At 68.0% G+C, this 18,630-nt stretch carries 17 protein-coding genes; 14 read left to right on the forward strand and 3 right to left on the reverse strand.

The genetic code is table 11. The features are described 5' to 3' along the window. The first annotated feature begins 8 nt into the window (after window positions 1–8). Both AB0333_RS01210 and AB0333_RS01215 read left to right on the forward strand, forming a co-directional pair. The gene (locus AB0333_RS01210) at window positions 9–1,469 is read left to right on the forward strand and encodes an NAD(P)H-hydrate dehydratase (RefSeq protein ID WP_366216944.1); all 1,461 of its coding nucleotides are present in this window, start codon (window positions 9–11) and stop codon (window positions 1,467–1,469) included. Window positions 1,470–1,582: 113 nt separating this feature from the next. Continuing rightward, window positions 1,583–1,729, forward strand: a complete 147-nt coding sequence (locus tag AB0333_RS01215; protein WP_366216945.1) for a hypothetical protein — start codon at window positions 1,583–1,585, stop codon at window positions 1,727–1,729. 76 nt (window positions 1,730–1,805) lie between these two features. Here AB0333_RS01215 and AB0333_RS01220 read toward each other — a convergent pair whose 3' ends face one another. Further along, window positions 1,806–2,627, reverse strand: coding sequence for an alpha/beta hydrolase (locus AB0333_RS01220; RefSeq protein WP_366216946.1), 822 nt, complete (start codon window positions 2,625–2,627; stop codon window positions 1,806–1,808). 230 nt (window positions 2,628–2,857) lie between these two features. On the opposite strand from AB0333_RS01220, the gene AB0333_RS01225 reads away from it, so the two are divergent. Beyond that, entirely contained in the window at window positions 2,858–8,713 is a 5,856-nt protein-coding gene (locus AB0333_RS01225) for a GH92 family glycosyl hydrolase (protein ID WP_366216947.1), read from the forward strand. A 177-nt stretch (window positions 8,714–8,890) separates the two neighbouring features. On the opposite strand, the gene AB0333_RS01230 is transcribed toward AB0333_RS01225, so the two are convergent. Continuing rightward, complete coding sequence (locus AB0333_RS01230) at window positions 8,891–9,031, reverse strand: hypothetical protein (protein WP_366216948.1); 141 nt, start codon at window positions 9,029–9,031, stop codon at window positions 8,891–8,893. Between the two features lie 220 nt (window positions 9,032–9,251). Here AB0333_RS01230 and AB0333_RS01235 point away from each other — a divergent pair, with 220 nt between their 5' ends. From AB0333_RS01235 to AB0333_RS01285, 11 genes are all read left to right on the forward strand, one after another. Beyond that, entirely contained in the window at window positions 9,252–9,875 is a 624-nt protein-coding gene (locus AB0333_RS01235) for a hypothetical protein (RefSeq protein ID WP_159555524.1), read from the forward strand. Window positions 9,876–10,007: 132 nt separating this feature from the next. Further along, the gene (locus AB0333_RS01240) at window positions 10,008–10,757 is read left to right on the forward strand and encodes a hypothetical protein (protein WP_366216949.1); all 750 of its coding nucleotides are present in this window, start codon (window positions 10,008–10,010) and stop codon (window positions 10,755–10,757) included. Window positions 10,758–10,903: 146 nt separating this feature from the next. Beyond that, complete coding sequence (locus AB0333_RS01245) at window positions 10,904–11,263, forward strand: phage holin family protein (RefSeq protein WP_366217187.1); 360 nt, start codon at window positions 10,904–10,906, stop codon at window positions 11,261–11,263. After that, window positions 11,260–11,898, forward strand: a complete 639-nt coding sequence (locus tag AB0333_RS01250) for a DUF3618 domain-containing protein (RefSeq protein ID WP_366216950.1) — start codon at window positions 11,260–11,262, stop codon at window positions 11,896–11,898. Before AB0333_RS01245 ends, AB0333_RS01250 begins: the two co-directional genes overlap by 4 nt. A gap of 164 nt (window positions 11,899–12,062) precedes the next feature. After that, window positions 12,063–12,332, forward strand: coding sequence for a hypothetical protein (locus AB0333_RS01255; protein ID WP_366216951.1), 270 nt, complete (start codon window positions 12,063–12,065; stop codon window positions 12,330–12,332). Window positions 12,333–12,444: 112 nt separating this feature from the next. Continuing rightward, complete coding sequence (locus tag AB0333_RS01260; RefSeq protein ID WP_366216952.1) at window positions 12,445–12,840, forward strand: VOC family protein; 396 nt, start codon at window positions 12,445–12,447, stop codon at window positions 12,838–12,840. A gap of 185 nt (window positions 12,841–13,025) precedes the next feature. Beyond that, the gene (locus tag AB0333_RS01265; RefSeq protein WP_366216953.1) at window positions 13,026–13,967 is read left to right on the forward strand and encodes an iron-containing redox enzyme family protein; all 942 of its coding nucleotides are present in this window, start codon (window positions 13,026–13,028) and stop codon (window positions 13,965–13,967) included. Next, window positions 13,964–14,179 carry a CDGSH iron-sulfur domain-containing protein gene (locus tag AB0333_RS01270; RefSeq protein WP_366216954.1) on the forward strand — a complete coding sequence of 72 codons (216 nt, stop codon included), beginning with the start codon at window positions 13,964–13,966 and terminating at the stop codon, window positions 14,177–14,179. Before AB0333_RS01265 ends, AB0333_RS01270 begins: the two co-directional genes overlap by 4 nt. Before the next feature lie 154 nt (window positions 14,180–14,333). Beyond that, a complete protein-coding gene (locus AB0333_RS01275) occupies window positions 14,334–14,762 on the forward strand; it encodes a universal stress protein (protein WP_366216955.1) in 429 nt (142 codons plus the stop codon). Window positions 14,763–15,239: 477 nt separating this feature from the next. Continuing rightward, a complete protein-coding gene (locus tag AB0333_RS01280; RefSeq protein ID WP_366216957.1) occupies window positions 15,240–16,052 on the forward strand; it encodes a PRC and DUF2382 domain-containing protein in 813 nt (270 codons plus the stop codon). A gap of 410 nt (window positions 16,053–16,462) precedes the next feature. Continuing rightward, the gene (locus AB0333_RS01285; RefSeq protein ID WP_366216958.1) at window positions 16,463–17,782 is read left to right on the forward strand and encodes a class I SAM-dependent RNA methyltransferase; all 1,320 of its coding nucleotides are present in this window, start codon (window positions 16,463–16,465) and stop codon (window positions 17,780–17,782) included. Window positions 17,783–17,800: 18 nt separating this feature from the next. Here AB0333_RS01285 and AB0333_RS01290 read toward each other — a convergent pair whose 3' ends face one another. Next, entirely contained in the window at window positions 17,801–18,532 is a 732-nt protein-coding gene (locus AB0333_RS01290; RefSeq protein WP_366216960.1) for a GAF and ANTAR domain-containing protein, read from the reverse strand. Window positions 18,533–18,630 lie beyond the last annotated feature (98 nt).

Genomic DNA, 18,630 nt, shown 5'->3' on the forward strand with positions numbered 1-18,630 from the left:
AGCTTGCTGTGATCCACGCGTACACCGGTGATGCGGTGCGGGCGGCCGAAAGCCCAGTCTTGCGTGCCGGCCAGGGCGAAGCGCTCATGCGCCGCGCCGCGTGGAAGCTGGCTATAGGGGTGGTGCGCGAACTGCGTTCCCACGGGCCCGTGGCTGGCTCGACAGTGGCGGCACTGGTCGGTACTGGGAACAACGGCGGAGACGCCCTGTGGGCTCTCTCCTTCCTGCGCCGCCGCGGCGTGAATGCCGTGGCCGTACCGACCGGAGATCGGATGCACGAGGTCGGGCTGGACGCCTTGCGCCGCGCTGGTGGACGGGTGGCGGATCGGATTCCCGACGATGCTGTACTGCTGATCGACGGCGTCCTGGGCACCGGTGCACGCGGTGGCTGGGAACCGCCGCCGGTGCCGGCGGGGATCACCGTGGTGGCCTGCGACCTGCCTTCGGGGGTGGATGCGAACACCGGTGAGGTGGCCGGGGGAGTGATCCTGGCTGACCTGACCGTGACCTTCGGGGCTCTCAAAACCGGGCTGGTGGTCGGCGCCGGCGCCCATGCCGCCGGCCGGGTGGAACTGGTGGACATCGGCATCGAACCGTACCTGGGAGAACCAGACGTCTCCTCACTGGAGCGCGACGATGCGCTCGCGGTCTTCGCGCCGCCCGCCTGGGACGACCACAAGTACCGCCGCGGGGTACTCGGCGTGTGTGCGGGCTCGGAGCAGTACCCGGGAGCGGCGGTGCTGGTGTGCTCGTCCGCTCTGGCCTCCGGACTCGGCATGGTGCAGTACGCCGGACCACAGCGAGCGGCCAATCTGGTTTTGACGGCCCACCCCGAGGTGGTGGCCGGTTCGGGCGTGGAGGGGAAGGCCCAGGCCTGGGTCGCCGGACCGGGACTGGGGTCCGACGAGGATGCCCAGTCTCGGCTCGCCGAGGTCGTGGAAACCTGCGTGGACGGTGCTCTGCCGCTGGTCCTGGACGCTTCGGCGCTGGGGCTAGTGACCCTGGATCAGCTGTCTCGGCTGCGGAACGCCGGATGCGAGGTGGTGCTGACGCCCCACCAGGGGGAGTTGGTGAAACTCGTGGACCGGCTGGTGCCGGACATCGCCGACGGCTTCGCGGACCTGGCGAAAGCCGACCCGGTAGCCGCCGCGCGCCGCGCGGCCGAGGCACTGGCCGTCGTCGTGCTCCTCAAGGGATCCACAACCGTGAGTGCGGCGCCCGGCGGCAGGACGCTGGTGCAGAACGAGGGCGGGGCGGAGCTGGCGACCGCCGGCACCGGCGACTGCCTGGCCGGGCTGGTGGCGTCGGCCCTGGCCCGAAGCAGTCAGGGCGGATCGGTCGCCACGCCAGAGAAGGCAGCTGCGGCCGCATGGCTGCACGGCACGGCTGGATCGAAGGCGGCCAGCGACGGGCCCTTCGGCGCTTCCGCGTTGGCGAATGCCGTGCGTCACGTCCTCACCGCTCGGTAGCTGGCAGTTCACCGGGCATGTACCCGTCCTCGCCGATTCGGCTTGAATGAGGTGCACAGTGCGGTGATAGGTTGCGACGTCACCTTAGATCATCTCGAGAGTGAGGGGTGCACATGTCAGAAGAACAGAAACGCATCAAGTACCGAACCGAGTACGTCAAGCGGAAGCGGTTCTCCACTCTTCAGCTGCAGATCGCGGCCATCATCCTCATCGTGGTCGTCATCGCCGTCCTGCTCGGCGTGATCCTGACCGTCCAGTGATGCCCGTGCACAGGCGATGATGACGACAAGACGGGGCGGTGATCACCTCACCGCCCCGTTGTGTTGCCTTCGGTGGTCAGCGGCTGAGGAAGCCGAGCAGGGCGGCGTTGAACTCGTCCGCATGGGAGACGTTCAGGCCGTGCGGGGCCCCGGGAATCACCACGAGCTCACTGTGGCTGATGGCCTGGTGGGTGCGCTGGCCGGAGCCCTCGAAGAGCACCACGCCGTCAGCGTCGCCGTGGATGACCAACGTCGGGACGGTGACGTGGCCGAGATCGTCACGGAAGTCCGTGGCGCCGAAGGACGCCATGCATTCGAGGGCAGCGAGCTTGTTCGCCTGCAGGCACAGGTCGATCGCCTCTCGGCGCTGTTCTTCGGTCACGCAGAGGGTGTCCCCAGCGCTGAAGAACTTCGTGGTGAAGTCGTCGAAGAACTTCTCCCGGTTGGCGGTCAGCTGGGCCGCCATGGCCGCCGCCTCGGTCTTCTTCAGCGGCCCGTCCGGGTTTGCTGAGGTGTGCAGCATGTAGGGCGTCACTGCCGCGGCGAAGACGACAGAGCCGATGCGGTCGGTGCCGTGCTGCGCGAGGTAGCGGGCGACCTCACCGCCGCCCATGGAGAAGCCGACCAGGACAGCGTCGCGCAGGTCCAGGGCGTTGATCAGAGCGGCCAGGTCTCCAGCCAGCGCGTCATAGGTGTAGGGGTGCTGCGGCTCGGACTGCCCGAAGCCGCGGCGGTCATAAGTGATGACTCGGTGACCGCCGGCGGTCAGCGCGCCGATCTGGTCCTTCCAGGACTGTCCGTGCAGCGGCCAGCCGTGGACCAGGACCACCGGCCGTCCGGTTCCTCCGGTGTCCTCGTAGTGCAGCTGGTTCTCGTTGGCGCCGGTGATGGTTCCCATGTGACGTGGCCCTTCCCGTAGTCGGTGCCGCGGAGTACCCGCGACGGGGCCACCGTAGGCAGACGCACCTCGGCCTGCATAGCCCCCGAAGTGGGCGCCCGCCCGTTCCGCTGCCGGCCAAACCGCCACCCCCCGTTAACCTCCCGTCGTCCCGCCAAACACTTTCCTGACCAGCGTGAATGTCCACAATGGGCGCATCTCACTCTTGCACCCATAACTGAAGGACATTCATGCGCACCGCTCATGACGGTCCTGGCGCGCCTCCGCGCCGGGTCCTGACGCGGCTCCTCACCGGAGCCCTGGCCGCCTCCCTCCCGGCGGCCTTTCTCGTTTCCACCGCTCCGGGCGCCCTCGCGGCCCCCGAAGAAGCGGACACCACCGCGCCGTTCGAGCTGGTGGACCAGTTCATCGGCACCGAGCTGGACACCACCCAGAACAAGAGCAATGACGCCTACGGCAACGCCTACCCGGGCGCGGCCCTGCCGTTCGGCATGGTGCAGTCCAGCCCCACCACCTTCAAGACCGATGAAGAGAACCATCTGGTCCAGGAGAAGGGCGGCTACGAGTACACGGCGGACAAGATCCGCGGCTTCGGCATGACCCGCTACCAGGGCTCCGGCTGCCATGACCGCTTCGGCGGCTACGAGTTCCCCACCATCCCCTACACGGGCGAGCTGTCCGAGGACGGCGCCCTGCCGGTCATCCCGCAGGACAACATCGAGGACTACTACCTGCCGTTCTCCCACGAGAACGAGACCGCGGAGCCCGGCTACTACTCCGTCACCACGGACAACGGCGTCACCACCGAGCTGACCGCCACCGAGCGCACCGCCGTGAGCCGGTACGACTTCGCGGAGGCGGACGGCTCCACCCTGATCCTCAATGCCTCCGGCCAGAACAACCGCTCCCAGGCGCAGTCCATCACCGTGGACCCGGAGACCAACACCGTGTCCGGCTGGATGCGCGGGGCGGACCTGTGTGACAACGGGAACTACTACCGCGCCTACTTCTCCACCACCTTCGATCAGGACATCGAGGCCTACGGCGTGTGGAATGACGGGGAGATGACCCCGGGCCAGGCCTCCGCAGAGAAGACCTCCGAGGATGACAACGCGGACTTCCGGGACCAGACCGGTGCCTGGATCACCTTCGAGGACGACTCCACCGTCACCTCCCGCACCGGCCTGAGCTACGTCAGCGCTGAGAACGCCGCCGAGAACCGCGCGGCTGAGGCGGACGGACTCTCCTTCGACGAGGCCCGGACCGAGGCCCGCTCCACGTGGGAGGAGCAGCTGGACACCGTGCAGGTGACCGGCGGGACGAAGGAGGAGCGCACCAAGTTCTACTCCGCCATGTACCGCTCGTTCCTGCACCCGAACGTCCGCAACGACGTCAACGGTCAGTACCGCGGCTACGACGGCGAGGTCCACACCGTGGAGGAGGGCCAGGACTTCTACATGAACTTCGCCGGCTCCGGTTGGGACATGTACCGCAGCCAGGCCCAGCTCATCGGCCTGACCAACCCGGCCGTGGCCTCGGACATCAACCAGTCCATCGTCGCGCTCACCGAGCAGACCGGCGGCTGGGCCCCGGGCGCCGCCCGCATGCAGGGGGACAGCCTGCAGACCATTGTGGCCACCCTGGATGACATGGGCGCCACGGACTATGACCGCCAGGCCGCCCTGGACTCCATGATCGCCACGCAGACCCTGCCGGCCGATCAGTCCACGCGCTCGGACGCCTACCAGTACTTCACCACGCAGATGATCGAGAACCGCAAGGGCGATTTCGCCACCTCGCGGGTGCTCGAGTACTCGGTCAACGACTTCTCGATCGCCCAGCTCGCCGAGTCCCTGGGGGAGGAGGAGGCCAACGACTTCTTCATGGGCCGCGCCCAGAGCTGGCTGAACGTCTTCGACCCCGAGGCCCAGCACATCATGCCCCGGGACCGCGGCGGGTTCGATTCCGGCTTCGACCTGCGCAACCGGGACGGCAACGGCGGCGGCCAGTTCAACCAGGCCACCGGCTACCAGTACGGCTGGATGGTCCCGCACAACCTCGCCACCCTGATCGAGCGCCGCGGCGGCGTGGAGAAGTCCACCGCCGAGCTGGACGTGCTGATGGAGGACCTGGACGCCGGCGCCTACACCCAGACCGGCAACTACCTCTCCAACCAGCCCGCCCTGAACACCCCGTGGGTCTACAACTGGCTGCAGGCCCCGGAGAAGTCCACGGACGTGCTGTACCGCGCGGTGGAGGAGATGTATGACACCACCCCGTCCGGCCTGCCGGGCAACGACGACCAGGGCTCGCTGAGCGCCTGGTACGTCTTCGCGAACATCGGCCTCTACCCGGCCGTCTACGGCACCGGTGACCTGGTGGTCACCGCCCCGATGTTCGAGGACATCGTCATCGACGCCGCGGACTCCGAGCGCCAGATCACCATCAGCGCCCCCGGTGCGGGGGACACCGCCAAGTACACGACCGGGCTCGCCGTCAACGGCGAGGCGCAGAGCGCCTCCTGGCTGGACGCGTCCTTCGTGCGCGACGGCGGCTCCCTCGAATTCTCGATGGCCGAGGAACCCGGGACATGGGGTACCGGTGAAGGCGACGTGCCGCCGTCGTACACCGAAGGGGTTGACGCCCGGAACAACGTGGGCACCTCCCCGGACGGGAAGGGCAGCATGGGGTCCATGGACCTGTCCGACTGGTCCTTCTCCCGTGAGTCGCTGGCCGCGGCCGGCGCCGAGCAGGGCGCCGCACTGCCGCTGGGGGAGACCGGGCTGGAGTTCACCTGGCCCGAGACCGAGCCGGGCGAGCCGGACAACTGGATCCCGCACGGCCAGCGGATCGACCTGGACGACCAGCAGGCCGGCAGCCTGTCCTTCCTGGGCCTGGCCACCAACGGCCCGGCCCAGGGAACCGCCGTGGTCGAGTACACCGACGGCTCCACTCAGGAGGTCCCCGTCTATATGACCGACTGGGCCTCGAACCCGGGTGGCGGCAACCAGACCGTGCTGGAGGTCAACGGCCGCAACAACGGCAACAACTCCTCCGGCGGCGGCACGTTCCGCCTCTTCGGCACCCGCCCGGCCCTGCTGGACGCGGAGAAGACCGTGGACGCCGTGCGCCTGCCGCAGGGTACGGACCAGGGCATCATGCACATCTTCGACGTGGCCGTGCAGGCCGAGGGCTGGGTGGATCCGGATGCCCCTCAGGGCGAACCGCACCGGATCGTGCTCAACCCGTCCGAGGATCCGACCTCCTCGCAGTACGTGACCTGGCGCTCGACGGCGCAGCGCGCCCTGACCGGTCAGGCCGAGTTCCGCGTGGCGGGCGGCGAGGGCGGCGAGCCGGGTGAAGCCGTGGCCGTGCAGGCCGAGGACAAGAGCCAGCGCACCGTGGACGGCTACCCGTCCCGCAGCCACTCCGCCCTGCTGGAGGGGCTGGAGCCGGACACCACCTATGAGTACCGCGTGGCCTCGGGGGAGAGCTGGAGCGAGTGGCTCTCCTTCACCACCCCGTCTGGCGAGTCCGAGCCGTTCGACTTCGTGTACTTCGGTGATGCCCAGAACGGCATCGACACCGTGTGGCACGAGTCCGTGGACCTGGCCCAGGAGCGGTACCCCGACGCCGAGCTCGGACTCTTCGCCGGTGACCTCGTGGACCACGCCACCAGCGAGCAGCAGTGGACCGACTGGTTCGCCGGGCTGGACGGGTTCAAGGAGAACCTCAACGTGCTGACCTCGCTGGGCAACCACGAGATCGGCGGCCAGCCGTTCATCGAGAACTTCCGGGACAGCTTTGAGTACGCCTCCAATGGCCCGATGGCCGCGGACGCCCAGGAGTACGAGGACACTCTCGGGGCGCACTACGAGGAGATCCTGCAGGACACCGTGTACTTCACGGACTACCAGGGCGTGCGGTTCGTGAACCTCAACGCCAACCGTGATGACATCTGCCCGATCACCGAGGTGGCCGGCGGACCGGAGGACTGCAACGAGCGCAAGAAGGCCTGGATCCTGATGCAGGCCACCTGGCTGGACCGCGTGCTGGCGGAGAACCCGAACGACTGGACCGTTGTCATGGCCCACCAGCCCGTGTTCTCCACCGGGGTCAGCGGCAACGGCCTACGGGACGAGACCGACTGGCGCCAGCAGATGCTGCCCGTGCTCGAGCGGCACAACGTGGACCTGGTGCTCCAGGGCCACGACCACACCTACGGCCGCGGTTACCACTCCTCCACGGCCACGGACACCCCCGGCGTCTCCGCCGGACCGGTCTACGTGGTGTCCAACGCCGGGGAGAAGATGTACACCCTGCCCAGCGCCACGGACAACATCTGGACCCGCAACGGGGCCGAGGCCGTCACCCGCGAGCAGGACACCGCCACCGTGCAGGGCATCTCCGTGGACGGGGACACCCTCACCTACGAGTCGGTGGCCAGCTACACCCGGGACGGCGGAGCCTCCACCGTGGCCGAGGGCGAGGTGCTGGACTCCTTCACCATCACCAAGCGTGAGGACGGGGCCAAGTGGGTCACCGAGGACGGCACCGAGGTGCCCGGTGAGGACGTGGAGCCGGTGAACGCCGAGCGTCCGTTCTCCGGGGACTTCGATCCGGAGGCCTTCGGCGAGGTGGTCTGGGATGACGACTTCTCCACCGACCGGCTGGGGGAGTACGACGTGTTCCGTGACGGCTCCGAGCCCGCGGCGGACCTCGCCGTGGACACCGAGGCCGGGCTGCTGACGGCCACCAGCGAGGACCGGCGCTTCACGCACCTGGGCCTGCCGGCCGAGGCCGGTGAGGAGTTTGCGCTGATCGTGGAGCCGGAGCGCTTCGCCGGGATCGGGGCGGGCGAGGACAGCCTGTTCCTGGGCCTGACGGACAGCTTCCGGGACCGCGCCCACAGCTGGTACAACCACAGCGCTAGGGCCACCGGCTTCGACGTGATCGAGGGCGGCCAGTCCCAGAACCTCTCCACCGGCGCCGGCTCCCGGCCGGTTACGTGGGAGGACGGTGACCGCCTGGCGGCCGTCTACTCCCACGGCGAGCTGACCTCGCTGATCGAGAAGGACGGTGAGTGGCTGCCGCTGCGCAGCTCCGCGCTCCAGCTCACGATCGAGCGTGAGGACCTGGCCGACTGGAATCCGACCCTCAGCCTGCGCATGGACGCCGGTGAGATGGCCGTGGACCGGGTGACGCTGATCCAGCCGGGCGGAGAGCCCGCGCCGGATCCCGAGCCGACGCCTGACCCGGAACCGACGCCGGATCCCGAGCCGACGCCCGACCCGGAGCCGACCCCGGATCCGGAACCGGCCGTCGTCGTGCCCGAACCGGTGACGGCGGACCTGGAGGCCGGCACCTACACCATCCCCGCAGTCGAGGGGCTGGAGTACCTGGTGGCGGACATGGTGATGGAACCGGGTGTCCATGAGGGCACCGGGATCGTGACCGTCACCGCCCGCGCCCTGGACGGATTCGAGATCCCGGAGGAGGCGACCGCCACGTGGGAGTTCACCTTCCCGACGGCGGAGCCGCAGCCGGAGGTGCCGGAGTTCTCAGACAACATCCCGGGCACGCCGTTCTACGCCCAGGTGCTGTGGATGGCCAGCAATGGCATCTCTACCGGCTACACCGACGGGACGTTCCGCAAGTACGACGACGTGACGCGAGGGGAGACCGCGGCCTTCCTGCACCGGTACATCAAGCCGGAGTTCACCGCACCCGAGGAGAGCCCCTTCACGGACGTGGCGGCCGGGACGTTCTTCGCGCCGATCACGTGGGCTGCGGCCGAGGGGCTGACCATCGGCTACACCGACGGCACGTTCCGGCCTCACCGTTCAGTGACACGTGGTGAGTTCGCCACGTTCCTGTACCGGCTGGCGGACCCGGAGCACAGTGCACCGGCCACCAGCCCGTTCAAGGATCTGAAGGCCGGGTCCTCCTCCTATGAGGCGATCACCTGGTTGGCCTCCCAGGGCATCTCCATCGGGGACGCCCACGGCAACTTCAACGCGTACGACCCGGTGACCCGCGGGGAGACCGCTGCCTTCCTGCAGCGGTACGACCTCGTGGTCCCGTAGGCGCGCACGAAGGGATGCTCGAAGGGGCTGTGAGCCCTGCCTGGTCCCCGACACCCTGAAGGGGTGCCACCTCCGCAGTGGAGGTGGCACCCCTTCTTCGTGTTCTTCGTGGTTCAGCGCCGGACGGACCCGCGGGGCGGCCCGGCCTGATCAGAGGCGGGGGTGTCCCCGCGGGGACTACTTCTGGTCGTCCTGCTGATCCTTGTCCTTCTTGCTGTCGACGAAGTCCTGGGCCTTGTCCTTGGCCTGGTCGACCTTCTCGGGGTTGTCCTGTCCGTACTGCTTGGCCTTGTCAGCCGCGTCTCCGATTCCCGACATGGCACTTCCTTCCCTCGTTCCGCACCGCGGCACCCGTTCTGATCGCCACGGCCTGACGCGTCCATGATGTGGGCTGGCATGCCCCGAGTCCACCCCTGAGGCGAAGCCGGTCCGCACCCGCTCGCGAATGATTGCCTCCCGCAGGGTAGATGAGCAACCCTGAGCCCACGTTGGCGATTCGACCCCCACCACGAGGGGCCCCAACCATGAGGAGCGCATCATGAGCACCGAGAATCCATCCGGATCCACCACACCCCGGGGACGGCGAGATGAGCTCGTCACCGCGGAGAGACAGAAGTTCGGCGGCATGAAGATCGGCGCGGCCTTCTTCGGCTGGCTGGCCGCCACCGGCATGGCCGTGCTGCTCGCCGCAGTGCTCTCGGCCATCGGCGTCGGTGTGGGCCTGGCGACGGGCACCGATGCCGGGCAGGCCACCGAGCAGGCCACCCAGTCACCCACCGCCGTAGGCGTCACAGGTGCGATCATCCTGGCCGTCATCCTGCTGATCTCCTACCTCAGCGGTGGCTACGTGGCCGGGCGGATGGCCCGCTTCGACGGCGCCAAGCAGGGCATCGCCGTCTGGTTGTGGGCGATCGTCATCACCATCATCCTGGCGGTCGTGGGCCTGGTGGCCGGCAGCCAGTTCGACCTCGTGGGCCAATTGGGCAGCCTGACCGGCATGCCCATCGAGGCAGAGGCCTTGACCACCGGCGGCATCATCGCCCTGGTCGTCGCCGTGCTGCTGGCGCTGGCCGGAGCAGTGCTGGGCGGCATCCTGGGCATGCGTTACCACCGGAAGGTGGACCAGTACGGGGCCGACCACCACCGCGGCGGAGACCGCTGACCGCTACCGCTCGGAACCGATGGCAACTGACCGTGGCGCAACCCTCGCCGGGGAACTGGCCACTCATTAGTCTCCCGCACTACAGGCCGTTTGGACTTCAGCGGCCATGGCCGTCTATCGGAAGGACACCCCATGACGCTGAACCCGGATCACCCCACAGAGCAGGGCGGCGGACCGCGGGACGCCGCACAACAGGAGGCCGGACGCCTGGGCTCGGAAGCCCAGAGCGCGGCCCGTGACGTGGCGGGCACCGCCCAGGAGGAGGCTGTCCACCTCAAGGACGAGACGATGACCCAGGTCAAGGACCTGGCGGATTCGGCCAAGCAGGAGGCCTCGTCCCAGTTGTCCACGCAGAAGGACCGTCTGGCCGCCCAGTCCCGCACCGTCTCGGACGACCTCGAGCGCATCTCCCGCGGGGAGAAGCCCGAATCGGACCTGGTGAACCAAGCGGTCTCGAAGCTGTCGGAACGGGCCCGCCATCTTACGGAGCAGCTGGAGTCCAAGGAGCCCATGGACCTGCTGGATGACGTCCGACGGTTCGCGGCCCGCCGCCCCGGGACGTTCCTGGCGATCGCGGCCGGCGTCGGGCTCGTGGCTGGCCGTCTCTCCCGTGGAGTGAAGGACGCCCACGACGACGGCCAGCACCAGGACCAGCACCATGACCAGTACCGCGGTCCGTACGGTGACCGGACGAATCGGCCGCCGCTGCCCGCCCAGTCGGCCACCGGCCCCGCCCGGGACATCCCGCTCCCGCCGGCCGAACCACCGGCCGTGGCCGGACCTGTTCTGGGCACGGGCGCCCCGGCCACAGAGGTCCTGGGCACACCCGCGGTGAACGATCCCTACGGAACCGGCCGTCCCCCTGCGGGAGGCCGCCCGTGACCACCGATCCCCGCTATGAGGGCGTGCCGACCGGTAGCCCCGCTGCCGGTGCCGCTGGGACGGGCCCGGCGGCACCGGGTTCCGGATCCACCCGGGCACCAGAACCCGAAGCTGAAACCCGGGCCCGGAATGAGTCCCTGGGCGAGATGTTCGGGAGCTTCTCGGAGAACCTGAGCACGCTGGTGCGGCAAGAGATCCAGCTGGCCAAGGCCGAGGCGACCGTTGAGGTCAAGAAGGCTGGGACGGGTGCCGGGATGTTCGCCGGGGCCGCGTGGGCTGCCTTCTTCGTGCTGTTGTTCCTGTCCACGGCCCTGATGTGGGCCCTGGGCTCGGTGATGCACCTGGGCTGGGCTGCGTTGATCGTCGCCGTGCTCTGGGGCGTGGCGGCCGCCGTGCTCGCACTGATGGGCAAGAAGAACTTCGAACGCATCAAGGGCCTGCCGCAGACCCAACAGACGGTCCAGGAGATCCCCGCGACCCTGAACCCGGACAAGGAGACCCCATGAGCAACAATCCCGATGAGATCCGCGCCGACATCGAGCGCACCCGCCATGAGCTCAGCAATGACGTGGACGCACTGGCCGAGAAGACCAACCCGACCAAGGCCGTCCACCGGCAGGGTGACCGTGTCCGTGAACGCCTGGGCACCATGAAGGAATCCGTGATGGGCAGCTCCGCCGACCCCTCCTCCCACCAGCCGGGCTCCACCGGGCTCGCTGACCGTGCCCAGGCCGTGGCGGACGGCACGCAACACCGGGCGGAGGACGCCATGCATGCCGTGCAGGAAGCCCCGACGGCGGTCCGCCGCAGCACCCGCGGCAACCCGCTGGCGGCTGGACTGATCGCCCTGGGCGCCGGCTGGCTGATCGGCTCCCTGATCCCGGCCTCCCGCCCGGAGCAAGAGGCGGCAACCAAGGTCAAGGAGCAGACCGGACCTCTGGTGGAGGAGGCCAAGTCCATGGCCCAGGACATGGGTGAGCACCTGAAGCCGCAGGCCCAGGAGGCCATGGATTCCGTCAAGGAGACAGCGGCCAGCGGAGCTGAGTACGTCAAGGCCGAGGGGCAGGACAAGGCGGGCCAGCTCAAGGACGAGTCCGCCCAGTCGGCGCAGAACGTCAAGGGGGCCGCCCGGGATTCCTGACCAACATCCACGACCAGCGCCGCCCGGGACCTGACCGTTCATGGCGGCGCTGGTCGGTTGCCCCGGGAAGCGTCGGGTAGGTTCGGTATTCTGCCCGTTGCCGTGTTCTCGACGTTCTCGACGCCGCGGGCAGCAGATGACAACTTCTTGGGAAAGGATCCAGAATGATCGGCTTCATTGTGGCAGGACTCGTCATCGGCGCCTTGGCGCGCCTGATCAAACCCGGCAAGCAGAACCTCGGCCTCATTGCGACCCTCCTCTTGGGCTTGGTCGGTTCGGTCATCGGGGGCCTGGTGGCGAATCTGTTGGGCACGGGGGACATCTTCGAACTCAACATCCTGGGCTTCATCGTGGCCGTGGTTGCCGCAGTGGCCTTGATCGGTATTGCCGAGGGTCTGGCCGGGCGCAACCGCTCCCGCAGCCGCTCCCACTGAGCACAACGGCACGAGGGGCTGCCTGCCGCCGGCAATAGCTGATCCCTCTCGGGACCAGGCCGGCGGCAGGCGACCATAGTGTCCCGCCGGCGGCGGGCATAAGCTGACGCGCATGGTGGTGCGCAGCGGTTTCCCCCTCTTGATGACCGACGATCTGCCACGGTTGGCCCGGTTCTACCGGGAGGCCTTCGACGCCGTCCGCACGTACGGCTTCCCTGATCCGGACGACGAGACGCGGGACGTGTACGTCACCTTGCGGCTGGGCAGGAGCGTGCTGGCGATCGGCCGGAAACTGGACATCGGCGGGGAAGGCTCGCGCGCCGCCCTGTGGCTCTACGTTGACGACATCGATGAGGCAGCCCGCCGAGCACATGCCGCCGGCGCCGCCATCGTGGCACCCCCGCAAGAGATGCCCTGGGTGGAACGGGTGGCCCAGATTCGTGACCCGGACGGGTTCTTGGTGTACTTGGGCACCGGTCCCGCTGACGGGGATGTCGACGCGTCCTAAACCCCGGAGCACCCGCGTCAAACAGGCGAAATTCCGCCCAGATTTCCGTATAGGTTAAGCACTGGGGGCGCTCCAACGCCCTCCGGACCGACTTCCCGCCACCCTACGTAGAGGACCAGGATGCACCACCCCAGCTGCCGGCCTGTGGCTGTCCCGCCGATGTCGACCGGGTTGGAGGGGGGATCATGCTGATGCCCGAGAGTCGAGGCTCGCTGAGCGAGGCTGTCTTCCGGGCCATGCGCACCGGTGAGACGTCAGGATTGGCCGAGGCGCCGCCGTCGGACACCGCCGAGGATGCGCAGGTGACGCTGTGGGCGCTTTACGAGCAGCACTACCGCGGCTTCGAGGACGTGGCCGGAGAACTGGAATGGGACCCGCAGCTGATCGGCGTGCGGCGCGGCCTGGAGCAGGAGTTCGAGCGGACCCTGCGGGACCGGATGCCCGAGGTGCCGGAGCCGGACGGGTTCGCGGAGAAGTTCTTCGACTTCGTGGCCGACCATGACGGCCCCTCCCTGGCCGCCCATGTCCACCGAAAGGCCACCGAGGATCAGGTGCACGAGTTGTTGCGGCACCGCACCATCTACCACCTGAAGGAAGCGGACCACACCACGTGGGTGATTCCCCGCTTGTCTGACCGGGTCAAGGCCGCCGTGATGGAGCTGCAGTTCGACGAGTACGGGGGAGGGGACCCGAATCTCCTGCACGCCCACCTGTTCGTCCGAGGCCTGCAGGACAGCGGCCTGAACCCCGAGTACGGCGCCTACATCAACGAGGCGCCGCTGGAGGTCCTCGAGGAGAACAACGCGATGTCACTCTTCGGCCTGAACCGCCGGCTCCGGGCGGCCTCACTGGGGTTCCTGGCGGCGTTCGAGGCCACCAGTTCCGCGCCCTCCCGCCTCATGGCCCAGGGCTTGAAACGGCTCGGGTTCCCGGAGTCCATGATCGAGTACTACACCGAACACGTGGAGGCCGATGCGGTGCACGAGCAGCTGGCGGTGCGCACCATCTGCGGCGCCCTGCTGGAGGAGGAGCCGGAGCTGCATGATGACGTCTACTTCGGTGCCTTCTCGGCGCTCGACCTGGCGGACCGCTACGCCGAACGGATGCTGACACGGTGGGCGGCATGAGCGGGGCGGGGGATCCCTCCCTGGACCACCCGGACGTGGTCCTGTGTCCGGGCGGTCCCATGCTGCTGCGCGGAGATCACGTGGTGGAGGACGAGGACGGCAACGAACACCGCACATGGCGCCCGGTCAGCGCCGTCTGCCGGTGCGGGGCCTCCGCGGTGAAACCGTGGTGCGACGGCACGCACAAGGTGCTGCGCAAGCGCACCACCTGATCAGCGGGCGCTTCGACGATGGGCCGCGCTGATACCGGGGCGGAGACGCCACGGATGTGTTCCGTGGGCGGGCTGTATAGAGTGTCAGGCATCCGGCCTCCACTGCCGAAGACCGCAGGCACCGAGCCGGCAGAGTGCATCCACAGGAGTCGCCATGTCAGGAACAGTCATCGTCGGCGTTGACGGCAGTGAAACGTCGTTCAGGGCCGCGTCGCGCGCCGTCACCATAGCCGCCGGCCTCGCGGCGGACCTGTCCGTTGTCACCGCATATGCGAAGGACAACACCGAGGTGATCCGCAGCGGGGGAGACACCTTCATCCTCGACGACGCAGATCGGGCCCAGAAGCTCGCCGAGAACATCGCAACCAGGCTCCGCGAGGTGACGCCCGGAGCGACAGTCCACGCGATGGCGGTCAAAGGCAAACCGCAAGAGGTGCTGGTGGCCGAGGCGGCCCGCTCCGGAGCCCAGCTGATAGTCGTCGGCAACGTGGGCATGAAGGGCCTCGGCCGGGTCCTCGGCAGCGTTGCGAGCAGCGTCGCCCACTCCGCCTCCTGTGACGTCTACATCGTCAAGACCGCCTAAGGAACGTCCGCTCAGAATTCCGGAAGCACCCGCAGAGATTTCACGTGGGCCAGCAGGACGGACAGTACGCACGGTTCTACGGCACCACTGAACTGCCGAATACCGTGGAGAAGGCCGCCGGCACCGTCCAGGACAAACTCCATAAGGAGTAGGCCTGCGTCCACTCGGTGACGCCCTCGTGGTCGGTGGCGGACCGGCAGAACTGCTCCCTTTTCCGACGTTGCCGCCAACGACCCGGCCGTCCAGTGGGGAAGCCAACTCGACCATGAGGAGCGCACTTTAAATCACCGTTCCGCGTTCATTGCACCCGCACTGAGCCCTCGTTAGCTTGAACGCATGCCATCATTTGCGGCCGGTCCCAGAGGATGCGGCAGCGGGGTGGCCAATGCAGGGCCTTCGCGGTCACCACGCGGGAAGCGCCCCGACTCCACCGGTGTGTGGACGCACGCCGGACGCTACAAGTCAGGAGAGCATGCCATGCAGGACTACAACACTGTCGAGCAACTTCAGGATGCGACCGTCTACGGCACGGATGGCGAGAAGATCGGATCAGTCGGCCAGGTGTATCTCGATGACCGCACGAACCAGCCCACCTTCGTCACGGTGAAGACGGGACTCTTCGGAGCCAAAGAGACCTTCGTTCCGGTCGCGGAGGCCAGCCCCTCCCGGGACGGACTGCAGGTTCCCTTCGACAAGGCGTTCGTCAAGGATGCACCGAACGTCGATGCCGATGGGTCTCTGACTCCGCAGGAGGAACAGCGGATCTACGAGTACTACTCCATCGACTCTTCGGGCACCGGCCGGGACACCACCGGCAGCGGCCGGGACACGGCGGGCACCGTCCCGGGCGTCGAACACGATGCCGGGCGTGACACCAGGGGCGATGCACGCCGCGATGTCGGCACGGACACCGAGTCCGTCACCGCCCGGAACGAGCAGCTCAACGTCGGCACCGAGGTTCACGAGACCGGCCGCGTGCGGTTGCGCAAGCACTCCTACACCGACACGGAGACGGTGGAGGTGCCGGTGACTCGGGAGGAGATCGTGGTGGACCGGGAGCCCATCGACCCGAACTCGGCCGAAGCGCGCCGCGAGACCGGAGACGAGGAGGTTGAGGTGACCACCCGCGAAGAGGTCCCCGTGGTGAACAAGACGGCCACCGCGGAAAAGGTCACCGTGGACAAGACCCAGGTCCAGGACACGGAGCGGGTCGCCGGAACCGTGCAGCACGAGGACATCGAGGTGGATGAAGACGGCCCGGACGCCGGCCGTCGCGATCGACGCCACTGACCCCAACGATCCCTGGTGTTTCCTGACGCCCGGGCTCTCAGCGGACCCACCCGTCGGCTGAGAGCTCGGGCGGCCCATTGGACCAGGCCGGTAGTGACCACGTTTCCGAAACCGCTAGGCGGCCGACGAGATTTCGGTTAGCGTGGCAGATGGGTCTAGCAGTGGGCTCTTCCGAAGCGACTTTCAGGAGAATCGTGGAGCACTCACTGCGCGTTGATCATCAGGCCTCCGTATTGACCGGGCCGGTCCGGACTATCGTCCCCAGCCCTCCAGGTCCCGCTTCGCCGTCAGATCCTGATCCGGCGCGGCTGATTCTGAAGGTCGGCCCCATGGCCCATGGTGGTCACTGTGTGGCTCGCCACCAGGGTAGGCCGGTGTTCGTCCGCCACGCGATCCCCGGTGAAACCGTCATGGCGGAACTCACCGCGGCGGGTTCCTCGGATCAGTTCTGGCGGGCCGACACCGTCAAGGTGATTCGCCCCTCGGAGTTCCGGCGCTTGAACCAGTGGAAGCTGGCCGACTCACTCCGGTCCTATCCGGCGGGCCGTCAGCCCGTGGTGGGCGCGGAGTTCGGCCACATCGTGCTGGAGTACCAGCGTCGGCTCAAAGCCCAGGTCTTCCGGGACACCATGGTCCGGCTGGGCCGGCAGACCATGGAGGACGTGGAGGTCCTCGTCCACGGCATGACGGCCGACGAACCCGCCGGGTTGCATTGGCGCACCCGCACCACCTTCGCCGTGTCTGCGGGCGGCCGGTTGTCCATGCCCGTCCACAGTGGCGCGGGCACCATTCCCGTGAGCAACATCCCTCTGGCCGTCCACGAGCTCAATGAGCTGCACCTGTGGGAGATTGACTTCTCCGGCGCCAGCACCGTGTTGGTCGCCACGCCGACCCACGGCCGTGAAGCCCTCGTCACGATCACTCCGCTTCCGCAGATCGCCGACTCACCGGAGACCTTGAAGAGCTATTCGACGGTCTGGCGGCGCCAGCTGTCCAGGCTTCCGAAGAAGGTCTCTGCCGTGGTGGCCGTGAGCAAGGCCAGGAAGATCGGGACCCAGACGGCACGGAGAGGAAGGGCGGAGGACGTTCTGCTGTGCGGCCGTGCCTGGGTCCAGGAAGAGGTGTCTTCGGAGCGGTTCGGTGCCCAGACCTTCCGAGTCACCGGAGACGGGTACTGGCCGGTTCATCGCGACGCCCCGGTCACCCTCGTCGAGGCCGTCATGGACGCCGCTGGCGTCCAGGCCGGACACGTGGTGGCAGATCTCTATGCCGGGGCGGGCCTGTACTCCCGTTTCCTGGCTGAGGCGGCCGGTCGGAACGGGGCAGTCCTCTCCGTCGAGGCGGATGCCCGTGCGAGCGGCGATGCCCGGCAGAACCTGCAGGGTGTTCGCCAGGCGGTCACGCTCACTGGGACGGTCGAAGAGGTGCTGAGCGGTTGGCTGCATGCCCCGGACGCCGGGTTCTCTCACGGAGGACTCGCCGGCCGCCGTGTGGACACCGTGGTGATGCACCCACCACGGCCGGGTGCCGGGCGCGCGGTGCTCAGCCGGGTGCACGAGCTGCAACCCGGCAAGATCGTGTACGTCGCCGGGGATCTGGCGGCGTTCGCCCAGGACACCCGCTGCCTCAACGAGCTCGGGTGGAGGCTGGAGGCCGTGCAGGTCTACGACCTCGCGCCGGATACCCACCACATGACCACGGTTGGCGTGTTCGCCAGGTCGCGTGCCTGACCTGGCGGACCAGTCCGCCTAGCGATCGAAGTGTGTCTCGGTCGCGGCCTGGCCTACCTTCTCCACCAGACTGGTGGCCAGGTCGCGGACCTTGATGTTGCGGTGACTGGAGACCTCGGTCAGGATCTTGAAGGCCTCCTCTTGCGAGCACCGGTTCTGACCCATGATGATGCCCACCGCCAGGTCAATGGAGGTGCGGGACCGCAGGGCCGCGTCCAAATCCGCCTGCGTCTCCCGGTGACGCGCCAAGCGCACCGCCAGGCGCAGACCCTTGGACGTGATGCCCAAGATGCTCTCCAACTCATGGCGTGAGACCGCGTCATAACTCTGGTGATCGGCAAAGTAGATGTTGAAGCACGCGGAGGCCTCACCGGCCAGGTCGAAGGGGAAGGCCAGGATGGAACTGACTCCGGCCTCCGCCGCCTGCGAGGTGAAAGCGGGCCAGCGTTCATCGGACGCGCAGTCCGGCACAAACTGCGTCGCCAGCTCGGCCGCCGCCGTGAGACACGGCCCGTCGCCCAACTCGTACTGCTGGATGTCCAGATCGTTGACCCAGTCCTCGCTCGAGGCCATGGTGGCCGCGCGCTTCTGGCGCAAGACGGTCACCGAACACCACAGAACACCGGGGTTCGTGGACATGCCCTCGTGCAACGCTGTGGTGAAGTCCTCCACGAACGCCTGCAGGTCGGGGCTGTCGAGCAACAAGTCATAGAGGCCTTCGCTCGTGGTGCCCTGCTCGGTCTCAGTCATGCCTCCATGCTAGCCCCGCCAGGGGTCACAGACCGGCGCCAGGTCAGCGCCAGATCAGGATCTGGTCAGCGCCAAATCAGTGGCAGATCAACGGTGGA

The sequence above is a fragment of the Citricoccus sp. NPDC079358 genome (assembly GCF_040702545.1).
Taxonomy (GTDB): Bacteria; Actinomycetota; Actinomycetes; order Actinomycetales; family Micrococcaceae; genus Citricoccus.